The organism is Aeromonas sp. BIGb0405 (genome assembly GCF_024807335.1).
GTDB lineage: Bacteria > Pseudomonadota > Gammaproteobacteria > Enterobacterales > Aeromonadaceae > Aeromonas > Aeromonas rivuli.
In genome coordinates this window covers 107,530-128,823 of the sequence record NZ_JANUEP010000005.1, presented here as the reverse complement: position 1 = coordinate 128,823, position 21,294 = coordinate 107,530, and the positions used below count along the sequence as shown (strand labels likewise).

Genomic DNA, 21,294 nt, shown 5'->3' with positions numbered 1-21,294 from the left:
CAGGCTTAACCACTTGTCTTTTTTCGGGTAATGGATGAAAAAGGTCGTTAAATATCAATATATTGTTTTACATAATATTAATAAAGAAGCTATTTACGAGTTTGTAAAGATGGCCACGGGGCGCGTGCTCGCTTGTTTATGGTGCACAAAGGTGACGGATTGATGAACGCTGGCAGGCGCACCTATTCATAGGAGCAGCATCAAGCGACGTTATACCGCCATCGCTGGCGGCCTAGATATCTGCCATGGCGCCCGGGTGTTTGCGAATATGTCACCGCCGTGAACGCAGTGCGCGAGCAGCCTTAACCAGCTGTGCTGCCAGGGGCTAAGCCGGGTGGCGTATCAATGGCTTGAATGACGCCAGCCGGGTTAGAGTTCATCCCTTGACTGTGGTAGTTTGCTTGCTCCTTTTTATGCAGTGGAATGCAGATATGGCCGTCAATTCCGCGCAGCACGCAGCCAGCGCCTCTCGCTTCTCCCGCCCGCTCCTGGTGCGGGCCAGTCTGGATATATTGCCGCTCTCGGTGTCCGTGGTGCCCTGGGGGATCCTCTGCGGCGCCCTGGCGCTGCAGGTGGGGCTGAGCCCCCTGCAGGCACAGCTGATGTCACTGCTGGTATTCGCCGGGGCGGCCCAGCTCTCTGCCAGCACCCTGATCGGGGCGGGAACCCCTCTGTTGCCTATCCTGGGCTCTACCTTCGTCATCACCTCCCAGCACTTCCTGTATGGCTTTACCTTCAGGCGCGAGGTGATAGGGCTGCCGCTGCGCTGGCGTGCCGGGCTCGCCTTCTTCCTCACCGATGAGATGTTTGCGGTGGCCCTCAAAGACAGGGAGCGTCAGGGGGTATTCAATCCCGCCTATGCCCTGGTGGCCGGGGTGGTCTTCTACCTGTTCTGGAACCTGGCGACCCTGGTCGGCATCGCCGCTGGCCAGTACATTCAGGGGTTGGAACAACTCGGCCTCGACTTTGCCATCGCCGCCACCTTTATTGCCATGACGATCCCGGCCATGAAGAGTGTGCCCATGGTGGCCGCCACCCTGGTCAGCGGCGGTCTGGCCGTCATCACCAAGCACTGGTTTGCCGAGGTGTACATCATCATCTCCTCCCTGGCGGGCATGCTGGTGGGCTATCTGTTGCAACGGGCGAGGGATTGACGATGCACAACGTGATAAAGGGGGCAGCGATCCGCGTTTCTGTACCTTCAACCCCGGATTCCGCGCGGCAATGGGGAGGGCGCCGGAGATGAGCTGGCTCATGATAGGCCTGCTGGCCATGATCACCTTCTTCAACCGTTTTGCCTTTTTCTCCCGCCTGACTCGCTATCAGCCGGGGGAAGAGATGGGCACCTTCCTCAGCTTCTCCGCCCAGTCGGTGCTGACGGCCATCTGGTTGCCCATAGTGTTCAGCTACGAGCCTGCGGCGGGGCTGAGCTGGGATCTGGATTACCTGCTGGCCGCCGTGCTGGTGACGTTGCTGACCCTGCTGCGGCTGCCGACGCTGGCAGTGGTGGTGATCGGCATGGGCGGCTTCTTCCTGCTGCGCTGGCTGGGGGGCGCTCATGCCTTGTGGGCGATGCTGCCCTGAGCGGTGAGCGCGGAGGCCGCCATCCATAGAAAGAGCCCCGCCATGGCGGGGCTCTTTCGTGAGGATTTTCAGCGGCAATGAATACGCGGGCTCTTAATCCTTGAGCACGGCGGCGAAGGCGTCGGCTACGTATTCCACATTGCGGCTATTGAGCCCCGCCACGCACATGCGGCCCGAGCGCACCAGATAGACGGCGAACTCCTCGCGCAGGCGATCGACCTGGCTTGGGGTCAGGCCGGTATAGCTGAACATGCCGCGCTGGCTGATGAAGTAGCTGAGATCCCGGCCAGGCAGTTTGGCGCTGAGCACCTCGAACAGCTTCTGGCGCATGGCCTTGATGCGGGTGCGCATCTCGGTCACCTCATCGAGCCAGAGGGCGCGCAGCTCAGGCTGATTCATCACCGCCGCGGTGATTTGACCGCCGTGAGTGGGCGGGCTGGAGTAGTTGCGACGCACGGTCGCCTTCATCTGACCCAGTACCCGACTCGCCTCTTCCGCATCTTTGCAGATGACGGACAGGCCGCCACAGCGCTCGCCGTAGAAGGAGAGGTTCTTGGAAAACGAGTTGCTGACGAAGAAGCTGACGCCTGCGTTCAGCATGGCGCGGATGGCGTAGGCATCTTCCTCCAGACCGTCACCGAAACCCTGATAGGCGATGTCCATAAAGGGAATCAGCCCTTTATCCACGACGAGGGCGATCACCTGATCCCATTGGGCGCGGGAGAGGTCCACGCCGGTCGGGTTATGACAGCAAGGGTGCAGCAGCACTATGCTCCTGGCGGGCAGCGCGCTCAGACAGTCGATCATGGCGCCGAAGTTCAGACCGCCACTGGTTTCGTCATAGTAGGGGTAGTCGTGCACCTTGATGCCGGCTCCCTCGAACATCGCCTTGTGGTTGTCCCAGGTCGGATTGCTGACCCACACCTCTGAGGCAGGGAAATAGCGCTTGAGCAGATCGGCGCCGATCTTCAGCGCGCCCGAACCACCTATGGTCTGGATGGTGGCGATACGACCCGCCTTGACGGCGGCGTGTTCGGCGCCAAACAGCAGATGCTGTACGGCGCTGCGGTAGTTGGCGGCACCCTCCATTGGCTGATAGGGGCGCGGCGCCGGCGCGGCGGCCCGCTGGGCTTCGGCCTGCTGCACGGAAGCCAGCAGCGGAATGCGGCCCTGCTCGTCGTAATAGAGGCCGATCCCCAGGTTCACCTTCTGCTCGCGGGTGTCTTTGTGAAAGGTCTCGACCAGGGTCAGTATGGGGTCGCCAGCGTAGGCATCGACGTGTTCAAACATGGGGGATCCTTGCGAAGTTGCATCCAGAATTCGGAGATCAATGATCGGCAGCCATCATGGCGTAAAGCGGACGAGGGCTCAAGCCTGAAACCGGCGGTTAATCATGCTGCTGCCAAGTTGGCCGTATCCCAGGGAGAGGCTCGTTATTTCAGATAGGAACGCAGTACCCGCACCACCTGATCCAGATCCTCCAGCCGCTCGGCCGGGGTAGCCTCTTCGGCGCCGAGGTGTTCGCGCATATGGCCCTCCAGTACCTCCAGCATCAGGCCGTTGACGGCGCCGCGGATGGCGGCAATCTGCTGCAAGATGGCAGTGCAGTCGGTCCCCTGCTCCAGGGCGCTCTCCAGCGCACCTGTCTGCCCCTTGATGCGTCTGACCCGGGCCAGCAGCTTCTTCTTGTCGTGAATGGTGTGTGACATGGAAAATCCTGATGATCGAAAAAACTATACTGGGGTATAGTATATTGCATCAAAGCCCGCAGGAGAAATCCATGTCATCCGTCGCTACCCATCACTGCCATCAACCCGTCTTACATCAGGGTAATCCCCTGGCCGAACAGAAGACCCGCTGGGCCGTGCTGCTGACTCTCATCATGATGGTGGCGGAGATCAGCGGTGGCTGGTTCTACAACTCCATGGCGCTGCTGGCCGATGGCTGGCACATGAGCTCCCATGCGCTGGCACTCGGTCTCTCGGTGCTGGCCTATCGTGCCGCCCGCCATTATGCCCGGGATTATCGTTTCAGCTTCGGCACCTGGAAGATCGAAGTGCTGGGGGGCTTTACCAGTGCCCTGCTGCTGGTGGGAGTGGCGGGCTTGATGCTATTCGAGTCGGTGGCTCGGCTGCTGGATCCCAGCCCCATTCACTACCAACAGGCGATCGCCATCGCCTTGCTCGGTCTGTTGGTGAACCTGGCCTGTGCCTGGTTGCTCAAGGAGGATCATCACCACGGCCATCATGACCGTCACCATGGCCACGATCATCACGATCATCACGATCATCACGATCATCACGATCATCACGATCATCATCACGATCATCATCAGGATCATCATCACGGCCATCATCACGGCCATCAGGATCTGAACCTGCGTGCCGCTTACCTGCACGTGCTGGCGGATGCGGCGACTTCGGTGCTGGCCATCTTCGCGCTGGTGGGGGGCATGCTGTGGGGCGCCGACTGGTTGGATCCTCTGATGGGCATTGTGGGCGCCGTGCTGGTGGCCGTCTGGGCAAAGGGCCTGCTGCGCGACACCGGGCTGGTACTGCTGGATGCCGAGATGGATGCCCCCGTGGTGGCGGAGATCCGCGAGCTTATCGCCACCCTGCCCGGCGCCGAGATCCGCGATCTGCACGTCTGGCGAGTCGGTCAGGGGCAATATGCCGGGGTGCTGTCACTGGCCATGGCGGATCCGGTGCCGGCCCGGCAGATCCGCGAGCAACTCGCCATCCACGAGGAGCTGGTGCATCTCACCATCGAGATAGCACAGGCCTGATGCTCCAGGTTGGGGCGGTGCTCTCCTCTTGCTCTTGGGCGATCTCATGGGGGAGGGGGCTCATCAGCCCCTTGTGCAGCGGCGAGCAGGGGATGTCCATCGTTGCCTGGCGATCCCTCTTAGGGGTGAGGATGGTGTTCCTCGACGGCGCTGTGCTGCCAGACGGCGCCCAGCAGCAGCTTGAGGAACAGCTTGGGTGGATCGTCCAGCAAGTGGCCCGATTCCAGTTGCAGCTGACCATCGGCGCGAAAACTCAGGCTGGCATGGACTGTGCCGGTCTCATCCAGGATCTGGAGCAGGCCGTCGAGGGCAGGGTGCTTGGTGGGCTGGCAGCGCAGCCGCAACTCGCGGGGCTCTCCCAGCAGGGTGAAGGCTCGGCACAGGGGTGGTGTCTCTTCATAATCGGGCCAGCTGAAGAAGTGATACTGCTCCGCCAGGGCCCCCGCCAGCTGGCAGAATTGGTTAAACAGCTGGTTGAGGGCCTGATATTCCCTGTCCAGCTGCCTGGCGTGCTCCTCGATCCTTGTCATATGACATACCCTCTCTATCTATTTGATCCTAATTTGGTTTTTTCTGAATCTTGTCGCCTTGTCCCAGTTGTGAGGCTAAATAGTCCCCGGGTCTGTGAGCCCGATCCAACTTCTGTTATGAAAACGTTATCTTGTTGAAAGTGTATGACTTTTATGCAAAACCGCTCACGTTTGCATCCCAGGCCGCTGATTAATATGGTTCTGCTCGGCACTGACCGGGCCTGAACGTCTCGACCGTCGGGACTCACACAGCGGGAATAATAAAAAACATGGATATGAAAAAGACCAAGGTGGCGCTGGTAACAGCCTCACTGTTGACCCTATTGTCCGGCTGCAATGGCAGCGGCTCCGATAACGACAGTGGTAGTGGCACCGATCCGGTCGCCCGGCTGCCCAAGATGGATCCTCCCAAGGAGTTGCTGGTAGCGGGACCGAATGAGGCGGTGATCGCCCTGGTAGACACCCAGTCTGCCGCGGCGCGCGGGGTGGATGGCCCCTTCGCCAGTTACAGCCTGCACCTGTGGAACAACGATGCCTGCAGCGCCACCGCCGCCAGCGGCCTGAATGCGAGCTGGGATGATGGGAGCAAGACGCCAGCCAGTGCCGACAGCGTCGGCCCGGCCTGGGTGGTGCCCCTCGACAAGCTGGAAGGCTGCATCAACTTTATCGCCCGGGATGGTTCCCTCGGCAACCTGACGGGCAGCGACATGAAGGTGATCTTCCAGGATCACCCGGATCGCACCGTCGCCATCCTGGCAGGCAAGGGGGATGTCTATGGCAGCCGGGCCGAGGCGTTCAACGCCGCCTTCGGGGTGGCGGGGGCCAGTGCCCATCTGATCGATGGCAATACCCTGATCTGGCAAGGGGGCAAGGACAAACCCCATGTGCGTCTCTACTACACAGAGTCAGGCACCATCACCGCCAATGGCGAGGGGGTGTTTGACTTCCCCTACCTCAAGCTGACCCCGACCAGCCTCTCGGCCTCGCAGCAGGCCAAGTATCCGCACCTCAAGGACGCCGCCGCGTTCGCTTTGCCTGCCGGTAAGGACCTCAAACCCTTGCTCAAGGGGGAGTTGGTGGCAATTGGTACCGACCAGGAGGGGATCTTGCAAGCGGCGACCCTGGTACAGAGCGCTGGCGCCCTGGATGCTGTCTATGCCGAGGCCGCCACCAAGCTGGCCTACGGCGCCGTGGTTGAGGGTGGCAACGTCAGCTTCCGGCTCTGGGCGCCGACCGCCAAGTCGGTCAAGCTGGCGCTGTTCGATGAGCAGCACCAGCCTCTGGGCGAACGCGCCATGACGCTGGATGAGGCGAGCGGCAGCTGGAGCCTGCAGGGTGGCAGCGAGCTGGTAGGCAAGTTCTACCGCTATGCCATCGAGGTCTATCATCCGGTCAGCCGCAAGCTGGAATCCTATCAGGTGACCGACCCCTACTCCCTGAGCCTGGCCATGAACTCCGAGTTCAGTCAGGTGGTGGATCTCGACGATCCGGCCCTCAAACCCGTGGGTTGGGATAGCCTGAAGGCCCCCCACAGCCAGGCCAATCCGGCCGACATCGTCATCTATGAGGCCCATGTCCGGGACTTGACCGGCAACGACGACTCCACTCCGGCCGAGCACCGCGGCAAGTTCCTCGGCCTGACCGACAGCGACAGCGTCCCCGTCACCCACCTCAAGTCCCTGGCCAAGAGCGGCGTCAGCCACCTGCACCTGCTGCCGGTGTTCGACATCGCCACCATTGACGAAGATCCGGCCAAGGTCGCCAACCTCCAGGATGACTTCAGCAAGCTGTGTCAGGTCAACCCTGAGGTGCAAAACTCCAGGTTTGCCAGCCACTGCGGCGGCGGCCAGACCATAGCGGCGGTGCTTGGCGATCTGCAGATGAGCGACAGCAAGGAGAATCCTGTAGTGCAGGAGCTTTACGGTTATCTGCGCGGGGTGGACTCCTTCAACTGGGGTTATGACCCCTACCACTACACCACCCCGGAAGGCTCCTACGCCACCAACGCCGAGGGCTCGACCCGGATCAAGGAGTTCCGCGAGATGGTGCAGGCCATCAAGCAGAACATCGGCATGAACGTGGTGATGGACGTGGTCTACAACCACACCAACGAGGCGGGGCTGGGCTCGAAATCCGTGCTCGACAAGATAGTGCCCTGGTACTACCAGCGCCTCAATCCCGAGACCGGCTCGGTGGAGAATTCCACCTGCTGCTCCAACACGGCGCCGGAACACGCCATGTTCGCCAAGCTGATCGACGACTCTCTGGTGACCTGGGCGCGGGACTACAAGATCGATGCCTTCCGCTTCGACCTGATGGGTCACCATCCCAAGGATCAGATGGTGCAGGCCCTGGCGGAGGTGAAGAAGGTCAACCCCGAGATGTACTTCTACGGCGAGGGCTGGAACTTCGGCGAGGTGGAGAACGACAAGCGCTTCGTGCAGGCCACCCAGCAACACCTGGCCGGGACCGGTATCGGCTCCTTCTCCGACCGGTTGCGGGACGCGGTGCGCGGCGGCAGCCCGTTCGACGGCGGTGAAGGCATTCGCAAAGCCCAGGGCTTCGGCAATGGCGCCTTCGTGGCTGCCAACGAGCTGGACGGGGTTGAGCTTGCCACCGCCCTGCATCAGTCCGATCTGGTGCGTCTGGGCATGGCGGGCAACCTCAAGGAGTTCGTGCTGACCGACAAGGATGGCGTGGTGAAGAAGGGGGCGGAGATCGACTACAACGGTCAGGCTGCGGGTTATGCCCAGGATCCGACCGAAGTTCAGAACTACGTCTCCAAGCATGACAACCAATCCCTGTTCGACAACCTGGTCTACAAGGCGCCACAAGGTGCCGATCTGGTACGGATGCAGGGGGTGTCGCTGGCGACCGCTATGCTGGGGCAGGGCATTCCCTTCACCCACGCTGGCAGCGAACTGTTGCGTTCCAAGTCCATGGAGCGCGACAGCTACGACTCCGGTGACTGGTACAACCGAGTCGATTACACCCTGGGCGACAACAACTTCGACAAGGGCTTGCCGCGCAAGGACAAGGACGAGGCCAACTACGCGCTGATCGAGCAGGTGCTCGGCCAGCACGCCACGCAGGGCTCGGCCGAGATGCAGCAGATGGTGAGCTTCTACCAGGAGCTGGCCGAGCTGCGTCAATCCTCCCGTCTGCTGCGTCTTGGCAGCGGGGCCGAGGTGATCAAGCGGGTCGATTTTCGCAACACAGGGCCGGATCAGATCCCCGGTCTCATCGTGATGTCGGTGGATGACGGTGCGGGTGCCGGGGCGGATCTCGATCCTGCCATCGACGGTCTGGTGGTGATGATCAACGCCACCAACACCAGCCAGAGCATCGGCGATTTGCGTGACGGCAAGGATCAACCCATCGATCTGTCCGGCATGGTGTTGAGTGGCAAGCATCGCGGTAGCAACAGCATCGCCAATGGCGCGGCTGCTGGCAGCGGTCAGCTCACCCTGGGGGCCTGGTCCGCCGCCGTCTTCGTCAAACCGCAAGCCGGTGCCCAGGGGGCGGGTCTGCCGCTGGGCAAGAAGGGGTAGGCCAAGGTGCCATGAGCTGGGGGCAGGGCGGTAGCGCCCTGCCACCTCAGAAAATAAAAGCCAGCCCTCGGGCTGGCTTTTTCATGTCCGGCATCTGCGGGGCAGTGCCGTGGCCGGTGATATTGCTGCTTAGCGCTTGCGCAGCAGGCGCAGGGCGTTGGCGGTGACCAGGGCGGTGGCGCCGGTATCGGCCAGCACCGCTATCCAGAGCCCGGTGATGCCGAGCAGGCTGGTGACCAGGAAGATGGCCTTGAGCCCCAGCGCCAGGGCGATGTTCTGGTGGATGTTGGCGAGCGCCGAGCGCGACAGCCGGATCATGGCGGCGAGGCCGCCGAGCTGGTTGTGGGTCAGGGCCGCATCGGCGGTCTCCAGCGCCACGTCGGTGCCGCCCCCCATGGCGATGCCGATGCTGGCCCGCTTCATGGCGGGGGCGTCGTTGATCCCATCCCCGATCATGGCCACCTTGCGGTGCTCGGCCAGCTTGGCGATCTCCTCCACCTTGCCCTCGGGCAACAGGCTGGCGCGCCACTCCATGGCGAGCTCGGTGGCGATGGCCTCGGCGGCGCGCGGGTTGTCCCCGGTCAGCATGATGCTTTGCAGCCCAAGCTCCCTCAGCTCACGCAGAGCCGCCGCGGCGTCTGGTCGGATCTGGTCCCGCAGCGCCAGCAGGGCAACCGGCACTGCATCTGACTGACTGAGGACGACCACCGTCTTGCCTTGCGCCTCCAGGCGGGTGATCTGCTGGCTGATGGCCTCGCTGAGATCGGGGATCCGGCTCGGGGCCAGCAGCTGCCAGAGGGCGCCGTCGATGTGCCCCTCCACCCCCATGCCGGGGAGGGCGCGCAGATCCTGGGCGTTGGCCAGGGTCAGCCCCTGCTCGCTGGCGGCAGCCACCACGGCGCGGGCCAGGGGGTGATGGGAGCCCTGCTCGATGGCGGCGGCCAGGGCCAGCAACTCTGTCTCGGCTTGGCCATTGAGGCTGACAAGCTCGGTCAGCCGGGGCTTGCCCAGGGTCAGGGTGCCAGTCTTGTCGAAGGCGATGGTATCGACATGGGCCAGTCGCTCCAGTGCCGCGCCCCCCTTGATCAGCGCCCCTTGCCGGGTCGCCGCCGCCAGGGCCGAGGTGACCGCCGCCGGGGTGGAGATCACCAGGGCGCAGGGGCAGCCGATGAGCAGCAGCGCCAACCCGCGGTAGATCCACTCGTCCCAGCTCTGGCCGAAGGCGAGGGGCGGCACTATCACCACCAGCAGGGCGACCAGCATCATGGCCGGGGTGTACCAGCGGCTGAAGCGGTCGATGAAACGCTCGATAGGGGCGCGCTGGCTCTCGGCCTCCTCGATGAGGTGCAAGATGCGGTCGATGGCGTTGTTGCCGGGCTCTGAGACTACCTCGAGGCGCAGCACCCGATCCGCCGCCAGACTGCCGGCGGGCACCTTGTCCCCCTGGCGGCGCTCTATCGGAATGGATTCACCGGTCAGGGCGCTCTCGTCAAAGGCGCCGAGGGGGTCGAGCAGGCGGGCATCGGCGGGCAGGCGGGCGCCGGGGGCGATTTCGATGATGTCACCGGGACGCAGCGCGTCGGCGGCCACCTCTTCCCGTATTTCACCTTCTGCGGTGGTACGAATGCGCAGCGCCTGATCGGGTACCAGCGCCATCAGGGCGGTGACCCCGGCGCGGGCACGACCGGCGGCATAGGCCTCCAGGTGTTCCCCCAGCATGAACAGCAGCAGTACCATGGCCGCCTCGGCGGTCTCGCCGAGGAAGAGGGCGCCGAGCGCCGCCACCGTCATCAGGGTCTCGATGGCGAAGGGAGAGCCGCTCCTGGTCAATGCCCAGGCCTTGCGGGCGACGGGCCAGAGCCCCCATAGGGTGGCCAGGATGAACAGTGGCTGACCCACGGCCTGGGGCAGCAGGGCCGCCACCAACATCAGGGCGACCAGGGAGAGGGGTTGCCCATATTTGCTGAACAAGTTGCCCAATGCTGTCAGCAGAGGGCCACGCGGCTGGCCGGCGGCGACCTTGGCTCTGGCCTCACCCTTGAGTCGGAAGCCAGCTTGCCGCACGGCGGCGGTGACGGGGTCGGGGGAGAGGCCGGGGGCGAGATCCACCACCAGCTTCTCGGTGGCAAACAGCACCCGGGCTTGCTGCACGCCCTCGACCCGGCTGACGGCGGTCTCTATCTTGCGGGCGCAGCTGGGGCAGTCCATCCCCAGCACCTGCCAGCTATGGCGACGGCTGTTCTGAGTCGGCGAAGCCAGGGGCTCGGGGCTGTCGGCGACCGACTGATGATCATGACCAGCATGGTCGCTATGGTCATGAGCTGGCTGCGAGTCACAGCAACCCTGACTCTGGCAACTTCCTCTAGGGGGCTCTTCATCCCCCGGTGATTCGTTTACCTCCTGCTCCTGATGGGCATGGGAGGGCGTACTGGCGCTGCAGCTGACCGGGGCCGCATTGTCGCAGCAGTGGCTGTCGTGCCCGTGTTCGTGTTGATGGGGTGCAGCCTTGCCGATGGCCTTGATGGGGGCGGCATGGGAATGGCTGCAGCAGGATTTGCTCATGATGAGTCCCTCTTGAGTGGATCCCGCCCCTGCGGGATCCCTTATGTCTGAGCCCAGTGTAAACCTTGGTGTTAAGTCCAAGGTCAAGCCCCTTTTCCCCTTTTATCGGCGGAGGGGTGGTTGGCCTACCCAGATTTATATCCCTGTGGTTGGCGGGTGTTTGTCCCCCGCCGCTGGGCCTATACTGGGACCCTGGATCCCCCCTCAATCATCAAGGACTCAAAAAATGAGCAATACCGTCACCCTGCAAGGCAACCCAGTCTCCGTTTCCGGCCAATTCCCCGCTGCCGGTGAGCAGGCCAAGCCCTTCTCCCTGGTTGCTGGCGATCTGTCCGATGCGACCCTGGCGACCTTCGCCGGTCAGCGCAAGATCCTGAACATCTTCCCGAGCGTCGATACCCCGACCTGCGCCACCTCCGTGCGCAAGTTCAACGAGCAGGCCAGCTCCCTGAACAACGCCGTGGTGCTGTGCATCTCCGCCGATCTGCCGTTCGCCCAGGCTCGCTTCTGCGGCGCCGAAGGCCTGGACAAGGTCGTCAACCTCTCCACCCTGCGTGGTGTCTCCTTCCTGCAAGACTACGGCGTGGCCTTCTCCTCCGGTCCGCTGGTGGGCCTGGCTGCCCGTGCCATCGTGGTGCTGGACGAGCAGAACAAGGTGCTGCACAGCGAGCTGGTAGCCGAAGTCGCCGACGAGCCGAACTACGCCGCCGCCCTGGCCGTGCTGTAATCTCGTAAGCACACTGATTGCCCGACGGCCTGCCCTGTTTCAACACAGGCGCAGGCCGTTTTTATTTCTGGCGCGGGGAGTTCGTCCCCGTGTCGTTATCCAGCCCCCAGGATCCCTGGCGGCGCCGGAGTCGGCACCATCCTTTTACTTATGGGGTCACTCTGGCTAGACTTCGCCTCCCACTTCTTCCTGCCGCGTAGCCCCATGACCTTTGACGAACTCCACCTCGATCCCGCCCTGCTGGCCGCCTTGCCTGCCGAACTGCACACCCCGACCCGCATCCAGCAACTAGCCATTCCGCTGGCATTGGCGGGACAAGATCTGCTGGCCCTGGCCCAGACCGGCAGCGGCAAGACCCTGGCATTCGGCCTGCCGCTGTTGCAGGGGCTGGACTCGACCTGCGACCGGGTACAGGGGCTGGTGCTGGTGCCGACCCGGGAGCTGGCGAGCCAGGTGAGCGCCGCGTTGCAGGGCGGTGCCGAGGCGTTGGGGCTGCGTCTCCTGACCCTGTGTGGCGGGGTGGCCCAGGAGCAGCAACAGGCCGAGCTGGCCCTGGGGCCCCAACTGCTGGTGGCGACCCCGGGGCGGCTGCGGGACTTGCTGGCCCAGCGGCTGCTGGGATTGAGCAGCCTGCAATGTCTGGTGCTGGATGAGGCGGATCGCCTGCTGGAGATGGGTTTCTGGCCCGATATCCAGTGGTTGCTGAATGCCATGCCCGCCGAGCGTCAGAATCTGCTGTTCTCCGCCACCTTGCCAACCGAGCTGGAGAGCCTGGCGAGCGGTCTGCTGCGCGAGCCGGTACGCATCGAGGCGAACCCGCGCAACGGCCTGGTGGAGGATATCGAGGAGCGGCTCTATCTGGTCAACAAGAGCGGCAAGGTGCCGGCGCTGATCGGCTTGCTGAAAGAGCAGGATTGGCCTCAGGTGCTGGTGTTTATCAGCGCGCGGGATGATGCCGACGCCGTGGCCAGAAAGCTCGCCAAGGCGGGTATAGCTGTGGCGGCCCTGCATGGGGAGAAGGAGCAAGGGGCGCGCGAGCAGGCGCTTGCCGATTTCAAGGCGGGCAAGGTGCGGGTGCTGGTGGCCACGGATCTGATGGCGCGCGGCATCCATGTGGAGGCGCTGCCGGTGGTGATCAACCTGGACCTGCCCGCCAGCGCCCCCGTCTATGTGCATCGCATCGGCCGCACCGCCCGCGCCGGGCGCAAGGGGCTCGCCATCTCCCTGGTCTGTCACGGCGAGACCGAGACCCTCGCCGCCATCCGCACCCTGACCGGTCGTGAGCTGGCGCTGGCCGAGCTTGAAGGCTTCCCGGTCACCGACCAGCCCGCGAGCGGGGAGGGCAAGCGCGCCCCCCGCGATAAGCAGGCGAATCGGCGCACCGCCAACAAACGTAGCGTCAAGCAGTTCAAGGGCAAGGCGTGAGCGCCCCCTTCGCCGTCTGAGGTGGGGCGGCCCAGCTGGTCAGTATGAAAAGGGGTCTGTTTCGCTATGCTGCATGGGTGAAATCATGGAGGGATAAGCGATGACGACTTTGGTAATGGGCCCCTTGCTGGGGCTCGAATCCGACACACAATACAGCATCTGTTTTCTGGCGGGGGCGGAGTGCAAGGGGGCTGACGTCAGGGTCAATGGCAAGCTGCTGGCCGCCAGCAAGCAGGCGGATACTCCCAAAGGCGGCTTCTGGCGAGCGCTCTGGTCGGCCCCCGCCAAGGCCAAGACCAGCACCATAGGCTACGAGATCCTGCTGGATGGGGTGCCCGCCCAGGATCTGGCCGGGGCCAGCCAATGGCAGTTTCATCTGCCGGGCCTGAAAGATCAGGTGCTGATTGGCTATGCCTCCTGCAACGGTTTCTCCGACTTCAAGCTGCTCACCTCCACCCCCCAGCCCTACGCCATGTGGGACAAGCTTGCCGCCGAACATCAGGCGCACCCCTTCTCCCTGCTGCTGATGGGCGGCGATCAGGTCTATGCCGACTCTCTCTGGACCCAGGTGCCGACCCTGAAAGCCTGGAACGAGCTGAACCTGGCCGAGAAGGTCAAACGCAAGGCGACCCGCACCATGGAGGAGCAGCTCGACCGCTTCTATTGCGAGCTCTACTGCAAGCAGTGGGGCCGCCCCGAGGTGGCGCGCATGCTGGCCCGGGTGCCGAGCGCCATGATGTGGGACGATCACGACATCTTCGATGGCTGGGGCAGCTACCCCGCCGACTTGCAGGGCTGCGAGGTCTATCGCGCCATCTATGCCGCCGCCGCCAAGTATTTCCGGCTGTTCCAGCTGCGCTCCGGCGCCAATGGCTCCTTGCTGGATCCGGCGGCCCTGAGTCACCACTCCTGGCGTCTGACCTTTAGGGGCTATCAGATCCTGGCGCTGGACAACAGGGCAACCCGCACTCAAACCCAGGTGATGAGCCGGGGGCAGTGGGATCAGGTCAATAGCGCCCTGGCCGCCTGCAGCGAGGGGCACCTGCTGGTGATGGCGGGGGTGCCGGTGGTCTATCGGGACTTCTCCTTCACCGAGGCGGCGCTGGATGCCACCCCCTGGGAGGAGGAACTGACCGACGATCTCAAGGATCACTGGCGCGCCAAGGCCCACGAGGGGGAGCGGGCCCGCCTCATCATGCGACTGCTGGACAACGCCCAGCAGCGGCGCAAGGCCGACAAGGGGGCTTCCAGAACCCTGATCCTGTCCGGGGATGTGCACGTGGGTTGTCTCGGGGTCATCCAGGACAGGCGGGTGGGCAAGGGGGTGATGAATGTGCATCAACTGGTCTCCTCCGGCATAGTGCATCCCTGTCCGACCCAGTTCCAGTGGATGGGGATCCTCGCCATGACCAATGACGACCCCGAGTACCTCGACGAGAGTCGGCTGATCCGCACCGAGCTTATCAAGCCGTTCGGCGCCCCCGTCTACCTGCGCACTCGCAACTTCGCCACCCTGCAGATGGGCAGCGATGGCAAGCTGTGGGCCAACTGGCATTGTGAAAATGGTCTGGCGGCCAGCTACCCGCTGGCCTGAGGGAGTGGAGGGGGTGAATAGGGCCGGTTGGGGCCCTTTTTTCATGGCTTAGCGACTGGCCAGGGGGTAGGTAAAGAGGGCCAGGTGGGCGAAGTTGAACAGAAAGTGGACTGCGATGGCGATGCTCAGGCGACCACTCCAGTTAAACGCCAAGCCATAGCAGAGCCCGGCCAGGGCGGCGAAGCCGACCAGCAGCGGGCCGCCAGCCAGATGGGCCATGCCAAAGAGCCCGCTTGCGATCAGCAAGCCCGTCAAGGGGGTGAAGCGCTCACTCAGCCGCTGTTGCAGGCAGCCGCGAAACAGCGCCTCTTCCGAGACGCAAGTGAGCAGCAGATTATTGAGGGCAAACAGCCACCACCAGCTGGGCAGGCCTACCTCGGGTTTGAGGGCGCCCACTCCCCAGGCCACCAATAGCAAGCCCGCGAGGGGAAGGGTGAGCAGGAGCAGCGGCCGCCAGCGTATCAGGCCCCCCGGCCCCAGCAGATCTCGCCAGGCGAGCAGCAGGCCGAACAGGGCCAGGGGCTTGTCCAGATTCAGATAGAGGCTAAAGGGGACGCTGGCCGGCCCCGCCTGCACCTTGTCCAGCATCTTCAAATTGTCGAAGCCGGGGAGCTGGTGGAGCATGAGTGCCAATGCCCAGAGCAGCACCAGCCCCCGGGCGGCGGGGCGACAGGAGGCGGGCAGACGATGCAGGTTGCCCGCCAGGGCGAGTCCCATCACGACCAGACTGAGGGCGAGGGGGCTGAGTCGCCCCATCAGCAGGGCGGCCAACAGACAAAGTACGAGCAGCAGAGCGCTCGCGTGCCACCGCCGGGCCAGGGTGAGCCCTGTGCTGGCAGCCAGCAGGGCCCAGACAAGCATATCGATAGGGAGAGACAAATCCGGGCTCCGGCGCACTAAAAGGGCGCAGAGCATAGCAAGGGATGGAGAGGGAAGACAACAATGACTCCTTCTGCATCCGGGTGGCAAACGGATGGTAAAGATGGGGTGAATGGCGTGGCGCTCGTCCGAGCTGGCCTGCCTATCTGGCCGAGAAGCGGATGTCTCCGTACCAGGCTCGGGCCAGGCCGCCCCCGTTGTCGCTGTCTGTCATGATGGCGATGGAGTCTATCTGGTCGATCGGCTCCCCCAGCAGACGGGCGAGGTCGGCGCGGACATCACGGCGGTAGCTGACCCATTGCCCCGCATGAGCCGGGCCGCTCTCCACGCTCAGCATGATGGCTTGCTCGGTGAAGGCATTGGGCCAATGACTGCCCAGGGGCTGATGGGCAGACCACACATAGTTGATGGCCTTGCTGGAGAGGCCGAACAGGCCGCGTTTGACCACCAGATAGAGGCGAGCCGGGTAGTCATCCCCCGCCTTGCTGCGCTCGTCAGCATTCCCGTCGGCGACGGTGGCCACCTTCCAGCGCCAGCTCAGAATAGGGGTCTTGTTCAGATCGATGGTGTGATCCAGAAACTTGCCGGAGGCACTGCCATCGGCCTCGGCCCGCAGCACTATGCTCCCTGCTTCCTCGACGTCGCTGTAGCGGGTGTGCCCCTGAAACGATTTTTCGGGCCAGCCAATAAGGGGAGAGGGCAGGCCGTTCTCAACGATCAGGCTGGCGGCACCGGCGGTGGCCGAGAGGGTGCACAATATCAGGGCAAAACAGGGGGAAATACCGGGCATGGGGAACTCCTCTGGTGGTCCTGGCAATCAATAACACAGACCGGGGCAGAGGGGTTTTGGTTACAGGGGGAGAGACAGGGGGCACGGCTACCCATAAAAAAACCGGCCTGAGCCGGTCTTTTTATGGGTGAAGGCAGGGCGCGGCTTAGCGGCCGGACTCGGCAATCACACGGGCTATGATATCGGCCCGCTTGGTCGGCGCCAGCTCGCCCAGGGCGATGAGGCCCGCCTTGAAGATGACGTTCTTCGGCAGGCTGACATCGTCCAGGGTGGAGATGGCTTCGATATGCATGCCATTGAGGCGGCTGGCATCACGGGGGCTCAGGTTCACCTGGGTGTTCATGACCTGCTTGCCCTTCTTCTTGGCAGGAGCGGCAGGCTTCTTGCCACTCTCTTCCTGATCTTCTTCTTCCGGCAATTCGTCATCAAAATCGTAAATAGACATAGTCAATCCTGTTGGGTTACGAAGGGCACGCTCGCCCTTGATCGGTTTGTTCAGCCCATATCCTCGTTACGGATAAAGGCGCGCCAGGAGCTGAGCACCTGGGCAAAATCTTCCAGCCCGCACATGGCCAGCTGTTCATCATCGTAGTAGGCCAGGTCGTCGAGATCCTCATCCAGCGCTATGTTGAGGACATTGGCCTTGACCTCGGCTTCCTCTATCGTCAGCAGCAGCGAGTAGTCGCCGCCCAGCATCTTGTACTCCATCAGGGTGCGATTGGAGAGCTGGTCGATGACGCCGAAGAGCTCGTCGAGCTTCTCTTCATCCTTGCCCACTTCGTCGATCAGCCACTGGCCTATGGCCTCATGGCCCATGGAGAAGCGGGCGCGATAGCCACCGAAGGGATCGCGTCGAAATTCATAGTCCATAAAAGAGGTTCTCGTCAGCTTGGCGCTCGGATGGAGACCAGACAGGTGCCCGAATTGGGACACCACCTCGAGGCTCACATCGAGTAAAGTGGCCTATTCTAGCGATCCCCCCCTCGCTTGTCTTGATGATGTGACAATGGATGCAGCCAGACCATCCTTCCGGGGGAGCCATCCACAGGAGCCTACCGTGCAATTGAATGAGCAGCTCGCCCGCCAGATCGTGACCCGGGCCATGAAAATTCTCTCTTTTTCCGTCAACGTCATGGACGAACAGGGCTTGATCATTGCCTCCGGTAACCCGGAGCGTCTGCATCAGCGCCACGAAGGGGCCGTGCTGGCCCTGACCGACAACAGGGTGGTGGAGATCAGCGAGGCGACCGCCCAGCAGCTCAAGGGGGTGAGGCCTGGCATCAACCTGCCCATCGCCTATCAGGGGGCGCTCATCGGTGTCATCGGTATCTCCGGTGACCCGGACATCGTTCGTGCTTATGCCGAGCTGGTGCGGATGACGGCTGAGCTGATCCTCGAACAGGCCGCCCTCACCGAGCAGCTGCAGTGGGACAAGCGCCACAAGGAGGAGCTGGTGCTGCAACTCATTCGGGGGGAGGGGCGGGTGGATCAGTTGCAACAGGCGGCCCATTTTCTCGCGCTGGACCTGGCCAAGCCCAGGGTGGTGGCCGTGTTGAGCCTGGAAGAGGCCGATCCTGCCCGGCTACGGGAGCTGGTGCAGCTGCTCGAATACCCGGAGCGGGACAACCTGGTGGCCATCAATGGTCTGGACGAGATAGTGGTGCTCAAGCCCGCTCAACTGAACGATGGGGTCTGGCAATCGAGTCAGGAGCGGACCCGCATCAAGCAGCTACTGGCGCGGATCCCGGACTTCAAGGTGCGCATCGGGGTGGGGGATTACTTCCCTGGCATCGAGGGTCTGGTGCTCTCCTACCAGACTGCCCGGGATACCCTGCGCCGGGGTCGCCGGCAGGCGCCGCGCAAGCAGGTCTACTTCTTCGAGGATTACCGCCTGCCGGTACTGCTCGGTAGTCTGGCGGACTCCTGGCAGGCGACTCAGCTGCTGGCACCCCTGCGCGCCCTGGCGAAACAGGACAGCAAGGGAGTCCTGTACAAGACGCTGCGCCAATATTTCTTGCAGGATTGTGATCTGCATCGTACGGCGGAATTGTTGTTCATTCATCCTAATACCCTGCGCTATCGGCTGACCCGGATCGAGCAGATAACAGGTTTAAATATCAACAAGTTAGATGATAAGTTTTTACTCTATCTCGGTTTCAGTCTCGGAGAGTGAATTTGTCGTAATGTACAAATAAGACCAATGTAAAACCGTTGTCTTTGTCTTTTTTTACAAAGTATTTCCGGTTGATTTCCCGATAATGACGACACCTGAACCCCACACATAAAAAGGTGCCTGTCATGATCCCAGTTACCGCCATCGGCGCCCTAGCGGCGCTCGCCATCGCCATCTTTCTCATCCTGAAGAGGGTCCCGCCCGCCTACGGCATGATAGTGGGAGCCCTGGCGGGGGGTCTGATCGGCGGCGCCGACCTGACCCAGACCGTTGCCCTGATGATAGGCGGCGCCCAGGGGATCACCACAGCGGTGATGCGCATCCTGGCCGCCGGTGTGCTGGCTGGCGTCCTGATTGAATCGGGGGCGGCCACCACCATCGCCGAGACCATCATCAAGAAACTGGGAGAGACCCGGGCCCTGCTGGCCCTGGCCCTGGCGACCCTGATCCTGACCGCGGTCGGCGTCTTCGTGGACGTCGCCGTCATCACAGTGGCGCCTATCGCGCTGGCCATTGCCCAGCGCGCCGACCTCTCCAAGCCAGCGATACTGCTCGCCATGATAGGCGGTGGCAAGGCAGGTAACGTCATGTCCCCCAATCCCAACGCCATCGCGGCGGCGGACGCCTTCCATCTGCCCCTGACCTCCGTCATGGCGGCTGGCATCATCCCCGGTATCTTCGGTCTGGTCATGGCCTACTGGCTGGCCAAGCGTCTGAACAACAAGGGTACCAAGGTCACCGCCGAGGAAGTGGTCAGCGTCGACAAGGCTGCTCTGCCCGGCTTTGCCGCCGCCATCAGTGCGCCCCTGGTGGCCATACTGCTGCTGGCCCTGCGTCCCGTGGCTGGCATAGTGGTGGATCCCCTCATCGCCCTGCCCCTGGGTGGCCTGGTCGGCGCCCTGATGATGGGTAAATTCAGCAAGGTGAACCAGTTTGCCGTCTCGGGTCTGGCCCGCATGGCACCTGTGGCCATCATGCTGCTCGGTACGGGTACCCTGGCAGGCATCATCGCCAACTCGGGGCTGAAGGATGTACTGATCAGCGGCCTGACTGCCTCGGGTCTGCCCTCCTACCTGCTGGCCCCCATCTCCGGTGCCCTGATGTCCCTGGCGACCGCCTCGACCACCGCCGGGACTGTGGTCGCCTCCAACGTCTTCAGTTCGACCCTGCTCGAACTCGGCATCAGTGGCTTGGCGGGTGCCGCCATGATCCACGCCGGTGCCACAGTGTTCGACCACATGCCCCATGGCTCCTTCTTCCATGCAACGGGCGGCAGCGTCCACATGGGCATCAGCGAGCGCTTGAAGCTTATCCCTTACGAAACGGCAGTCGGTTTGACCATTGCAGTTGTCTCTACCCTGATGTTTGGCGTACTTGGTGTTGCCTAAGGAATTGATATGAAAATTGTAATTGCCCCTGACTCCTTCAAGGAAAGCCTGAGTGCCATGGAAGTGGCCGACGCCATCGAGGCGGGTTTCAAACAGGTGTTGCCCGATGCGACCTATGTCAAGTTGCCCATGGCCGATGGTGGCGAGGGCACGGTGCGTTCCCTGGTCGATGCCACCGACGGTCGCATAGTGACCGCCGAAGTGACGGCCCCGCTCGGTAACAAGGTCGAGGGATTCCTCGGCCTGCTGGGGGATGGCAAGCGCGCCGTCATCGAGATGGCAGCCGCTTCCGGCCTGCATCTGGTGGCGCCCGAGCAGCGCAACCCCCTGCTGACCTCCAGCGTCGGTACCGGTGAGTTGATCCTGGCCGCCCTGGATCTGGGGGTGACTCACCTCATCCTCGGCATAGGGGGCAGCGCCACCAATGATGGCGGCGCTGGCATGATCCAGGCGCTGGGCGGCAAACTGCTCAAGGCAGACGGCAGCGCCATTGGCTTCGGGGGCGCCGCCCTCGCCGAGCTGGCGACGATCGACTTGAGTGGGCTGGATGCGCGTTTGGCGGATCTCACCATAGAGGTGGCCTGCGATGTGAACAACCCGCTCTGCGGTCCCAAGGGGGCCTCGGCCGTGTTTGGTCCCCAGAAGGGCGCCAACTACGAGATGGTGGTGCAACTGGACAATAACCTGAGCCACTACGCGGATTGCATCGAGGCGGCCCTGGGTTGCCAGGTGAAGGATATCCCGGGGGCAGGTGCCGCCGGTGGCATGGGCGCCGCGCTGGTGGGTCTGCTGGGCGCCGAGCTCAAGCCGGGCATCCAGATCGTCATAGAGGCCCTGGATCTGGCCAGCGTGCTGCAAGATGCGGATCTCGTCATCACCGGCGAGGGTCGCATCGACAGCCAGACCATACATGGCAAGACCCCCATGGGGGTGGCGCGCTGCGCCAAGCAGTTTGGCAAGCCGGTGATCGGCATCGCCGGTTGCCTGACCGATGACTGTGGCGTGGTCCACGAACATGGCATAGATGCCGTCTTCGCCGTGGTCAACCGGGCCATGTCGCTGCCGGAGGCGCTGGAAACCGCCAGTACCAATCTGATGCTGACCTCCCGTAACGTGGCGGCTCTTTACCAACTGAAGCTCTGATCCCGTTGCAGCATCCTCGGATGCGGCACATTTTCAATGCCGGCCCCTGGCCGGCATCTTTTTATCCGCCCTTTTCCTTCTCAATCCCCCACGGAGCCGACGGCTGTTTCTATAGGTCATCAGGCCCGTTTGCGTCATAGTGTTCCCAGACATTCAAGGAGGT

The 21,294-nt window shown here is 63.0% G+C and carries 17 protein-coding genes and 1 pseudogene; 10 read left to right on the top strand and 8 right to left on the bottom strand.

All coding sequences use genetic code 11. The features are described 5' to 3' along the window. The first annotated feature begins 431 nt into the window (after positions 1-431). Both M2366_RS13575 and M2366_RS13570 read left to right on the top strand, forming a co-directional pair. Positions 432-1,154, top strand: a complete 723-nt coding sequence (locus M2366_RS13575) for an AzlC family ABC transporter permease (protein WP_259269957.1) — start codon at positions 432-434, stop codon at positions 1,152-1,154. Positions 1,155-1,242: 88 nt separating this feature from the next. After that, a complete protein-coding gene (locus M2366_RS13570) occupies positions 1,243-1,584 on the top strand; it encodes an AzlD domain-containing protein (RefSeq protein ID WP_042044246.1) in 342 nt (113 codons plus the stop codon). A 93-nt stretch (positions 1,585-1,677) separates the two neighbouring features. Here the strand turns inward: M2366_RS13570 and M2366_RS13565 are convergent, their stop codons facing one another. Together M2366_RS13565 and M2366_RS13560 are read right to left on the bottom strand one after the other, a co-directional pair. Then, positions 1,678-2,874, bottom strand: coding sequence for an amino acid aminotransferase (locus M2366_RS13565; RefSeq protein ID WP_259269956.1), 1,197 nt, complete (start codon positions 2,872-2,874; stop codon positions 1,678-1,680). Between the two features lie 143 nt (positions 2,875-3,017). After that, positions 3,018-3,293: a metal/formaldehyde-sensitive transcriptional repressor gene (locus M2366_RS13560; protein WP_224431334.1), complete on the bottom strand. Its 276-nt coding sequence runs from the start codon at positions 3,291-3,293 to the stop codon at positions 3,018-3,020. A 71-nt stretch (positions 3,294-3,364) separates the two neighbouring features. On the opposite strand from M2366_RS13560, the gene dmeF reads away from it, so the two are divergent. Further along, the gene (gene dmeF / locus M2366_RS13555) at positions 3,365-4,369 is read left to right on the top strand and encodes a CDF family Co(II)/Ni(II) efflux transporter DmeF (RefSeq protein WP_259269955.1); all 1,005 of its coding nucleotides are present in this window, start codon (positions 3,365-3,367) and stop codon (positions 4,367-4,369) included. Positions 4,370-4,488: 119 nt separating this feature from the next. Here dmeF and M2366_RS13550 read toward each other — a convergent pair whose 3' ends face one another. Next, positions 4,489-4,899, bottom strand: a complete 411-nt coding sequence (locus M2366_RS13550) for a hypothetical protein (protein ID WP_042044241.1) — start codon at positions 4,897-4,899, stop codon at positions 4,489-4,491. Between the two features lie 269 nt (positions 4,900-5,168). On the opposite strand from M2366_RS13550, the pseudogene pulA reads away from it, so the two are divergent. Then, positions 5,169-8,444 (top strand): annotated as a pseudogene (pulA, locus tag M2366_RS13545) (pullulanase-type alpha-1,6-glucosidase); the annotation flags it as partial. Between the two features lie 135 nt (positions 8,445-8,579). Here pulA and M2366_RS13540 read toward each other — a convergent pair. Beyond that, positions 8,580-11,012 carry a zinc/cadmium/mercury/lead-transporting ATPase gene (locus M2366_RS13540; protein ID WP_259269953.1) on the bottom strand — a complete coding sequence of 811 codons (2,433 nt, stop codon included), beginning with the start codon at positions 11,010-11,012 and terminating at the stop codon, positions 8,580-8,582. 226 nt (positions 11,013-11,238) lie between these two features. Here M2366_RS13540 and tpx point away from each other — a divergent pair, with 226 nt between their 5' ends. The 3 genes from tpx (at position 11,239) to M2366_RS13525 (ending at position 14,758) form a co-directional block, all read left to right on the top strand. Next, positions 11,239-11,739: a thiol peroxidase gene (gene tpx / locus M2366_RS13535; protein ID WP_259269952.1), complete on the top strand. Its 501-nt coding sequence runs from the start codon at positions 11,239-11,241 to the stop codon at positions 11,737-11,739. A 204-nt stretch (positions 11,740-11,943) separates the two neighbouring features. Beyond that, the gene (locus M2366_RS13530; protein WP_259270044.1) at positions 11,944-13,164 is read left to right on the top strand and encodes a DEAD/DEAH box helicase; all 1,221 of its coding nucleotides are present in this window, start codon (positions 11,944-11,946) and stop codon (positions 13,162-13,164) included. A 100-nt stretch (positions 13,165-13,264) separates the two neighbouring features. After that, positions 13,265-14,758, top strand: coding sequence for an alkaline phosphatase D family protein (locus M2366_RS13525; protein ID WP_259269951.1), 1,494 nt, complete (start codon positions 13,265-13,267; stop codon positions 14,756-14,758). A 48-nt stretch (positions 14,759-14,806) separates the two neighbouring features. On the opposite strand, the gene M2366_RS13520 is transcribed toward M2366_RS13525, so the two are convergent. From M2366_RS13520 to M2366_RS13505, 4 genes are all read right to left on the bottom strand, one after another. Next, positions 14,807-15,673, bottom strand: a complete 867-nt coding sequence (locus M2366_RS13520; RefSeq protein ID WP_259269950.1) for a CPBP family intramembrane glutamic endopeptidase — start codon at positions 15,671-15,673, stop codon at positions 14,807-14,809. A gap of 106 nt (positions 15,674-15,779) precedes the next feature. Next, positions 15,780-16,427 carry a DUF3047 domain-containing protein gene (locus tag M2366_RS13515; RefSeq protein WP_259269949.1) on the bottom strand — a complete coding sequence of 216 codons (648 nt, stop codon included), beginning with the start codon at positions 16,425-16,427 and terminating at the stop codon, positions 15,780-15,782. Positions 16,428-16,572: 145 nt separating this feature from the next. Beyond that, positions 16,573-16,872 (bottom strand): hypothetical protein, encoded by a 300-nt coding sequence (locus tag M2366_RS13510; RefSeq protein WP_005905686.1) that lies wholly within the window; start codon positions 16,870-16,872, stop codon positions 16,573-16,575. A gap of 50 nt (positions 16,873-16,922) precedes the next feature. Further along, positions 16,923-17,297 carry a YacL family protein gene (locus M2366_RS13505; RefSeq protein WP_042044234.1) on the bottom strand — a complete coding sequence of 125 codons (375 nt, stop codon included), beginning with the start codon at positions 17,295-17,297 and terminating at the stop codon, positions 16,923-16,925. Between the two features lie 187 nt (positions 17,298-17,484). On the opposite strand from M2366_RS13505, the gene M2366_RS13500 reads away from it, so the two are divergent. The 3 genes from M2366_RS13500 (at position 17,485) to M2366_RS13490 (ending at position 21,131) form a co-directional block, all read left to right on the top strand. Beyond that, positions 17,485-18,600 carry a sugar diacid recognition domain-containing protein gene (locus M2366_RS13500; protein ID WP_259269948.1) on the top strand — a complete coding sequence of 372 codons (1,116 nt, stop codon included), beginning with the start codon at positions 17,485-17,487 and terminating at the stop codon, positions 18,598-18,600. A gap of 125 nt (positions 18,601-18,725) precedes the next feature. Then, positions 18,726-19,988 (top strand): GntP family permease, encoded by a 1,263-nt coding sequence (locus M2366_RS13495; RefSeq protein ID WP_259269947.1) that lies wholly within the window; start codon positions 18,726-18,728, stop codon positions 19,986-19,988. A 9-nt stretch (positions 19,989-19,997) separates the two neighbouring features. Next, complete coding sequence (locus M2366_RS13490) at positions 19,998-21,131, top strand: glycerate kinase (protein ID WP_259236995.1); 1,134 nt, start codon at positions 19,998-20,000, stop codon at positions 21,129-21,131. The last annotated feature ends 163 nt before the right edge of the window (positions 21,132-21,294 follow it).

Bases quoted from the DNA above. Each gene is read 5' to 3' on its own strand.
- M2366_RS13515 (WP_259269949.1), bottom strand. From the start codon at position 16,427: ATGCCCGGTATTTCCCCCTGTTTTGCCCTGATATTGTGCACCCTCTCG.
- M2366_RS13575 (WP_259269957.1), top strand. From the start codon at position 432: ATGGCCGTCAATTCCGCGCAGCACGCAGCCAGCGCCTCTCGCTTCTCC.
- tpx (WP_259269952.1), top strand. From the start codon at position 11,239: ATGAGCAATACCGTCACCCTGCAAGGCAACCCAGTCTCCGTTTCCGGC.
- M2366_RS13495 (WP_259269947.1), top strand. From the start codon at position 18,726: ATGATCCCAGTTACCGCCATCGGCGCCCTAGCGGCGCTCGCCATCGCC.
- M2366_RS13490 (WP_259236995.1), top strand. From the start codon at position 19,998: ATGAAAATTGTAATTGCCCCTGACTCCTTCAAGGAAAGCCTGAGTGCC.
- M2366_RS13540 (WP_259269953.1), bottom strand. From the start codon at position 11,012: ATGAGCAAATCCTGCTGCAGCCATTCCCATGCCGCCCCCATCAAGGCC.
- M2366_RS13510 (WP_005905686.1), bottom strand. From the start codon at position 16,872: ATGTCTATTTACGATTTTGATGACGAATTGCCGGAAGAAGAAGATCAG.
- dmeF (WP_259269955.1), top strand. From the start codon at position 3,365: ATGTCATCCGTCGCTACCCATCACTGCCATCAACCCGTCTTACATCAG.
- M2366_RS13560 (WP_224431334.1), bottom strand. From the start codon at position 3,293: ATGTCACACACCATTCACGACAAGAAGAAGCTGCTGGCCCGGGTCAGA.
- M2366_RS13530 (WP_259270044.1), top strand. From the start codon at position 11,944: ATGACCTTTGACGAACTCCACCTCGATCCCGCCCTGCTGGCCGCCTTG.
- M2366_RS13520 (WP_259269950.1), bottom strand. From the start codon at position 15,673: ATGCTCTGCGCCCTTTTAGTGCGCCGGAGCCCGGATTTGTCTCTCCCT.
- M2366_RS13550 (WP_042044241.1), bottom strand. From the start codon at position 4,899: ATGACAAGGATCGAGGAGCACGCCAGGCAGCTGGACAGGGAATATCAG.
- M2366_RS13525 (WP_259269951.1), top strand. From the start codon at position 13,265: ATGACGACTTTGGTAATGGGCCCCTTGCTGGGGCTCGAATCCGACACA.
- M2366_RS13570 (WP_042044246.1), top strand. From the start codon at position 1,243: ATGAGCTGGCTCATGATAGGCCTGCTGGCCATGATCACCTTCTTCAAC.
- M2366_RS13565 (WP_259269956.1), bottom strand. From the start codon at position 2,874: ATGTTTGAACACGTCGATGCCTACGCTGGCGACCCCATACTGACCCTG.
- M2366_RS13505 (WP_042044234.1), bottom strand. From the start codon at position 17,297: ATGGACTATGAATTTCGACGCGATCCCTTCGGTGGCTATCGCGCCCGC.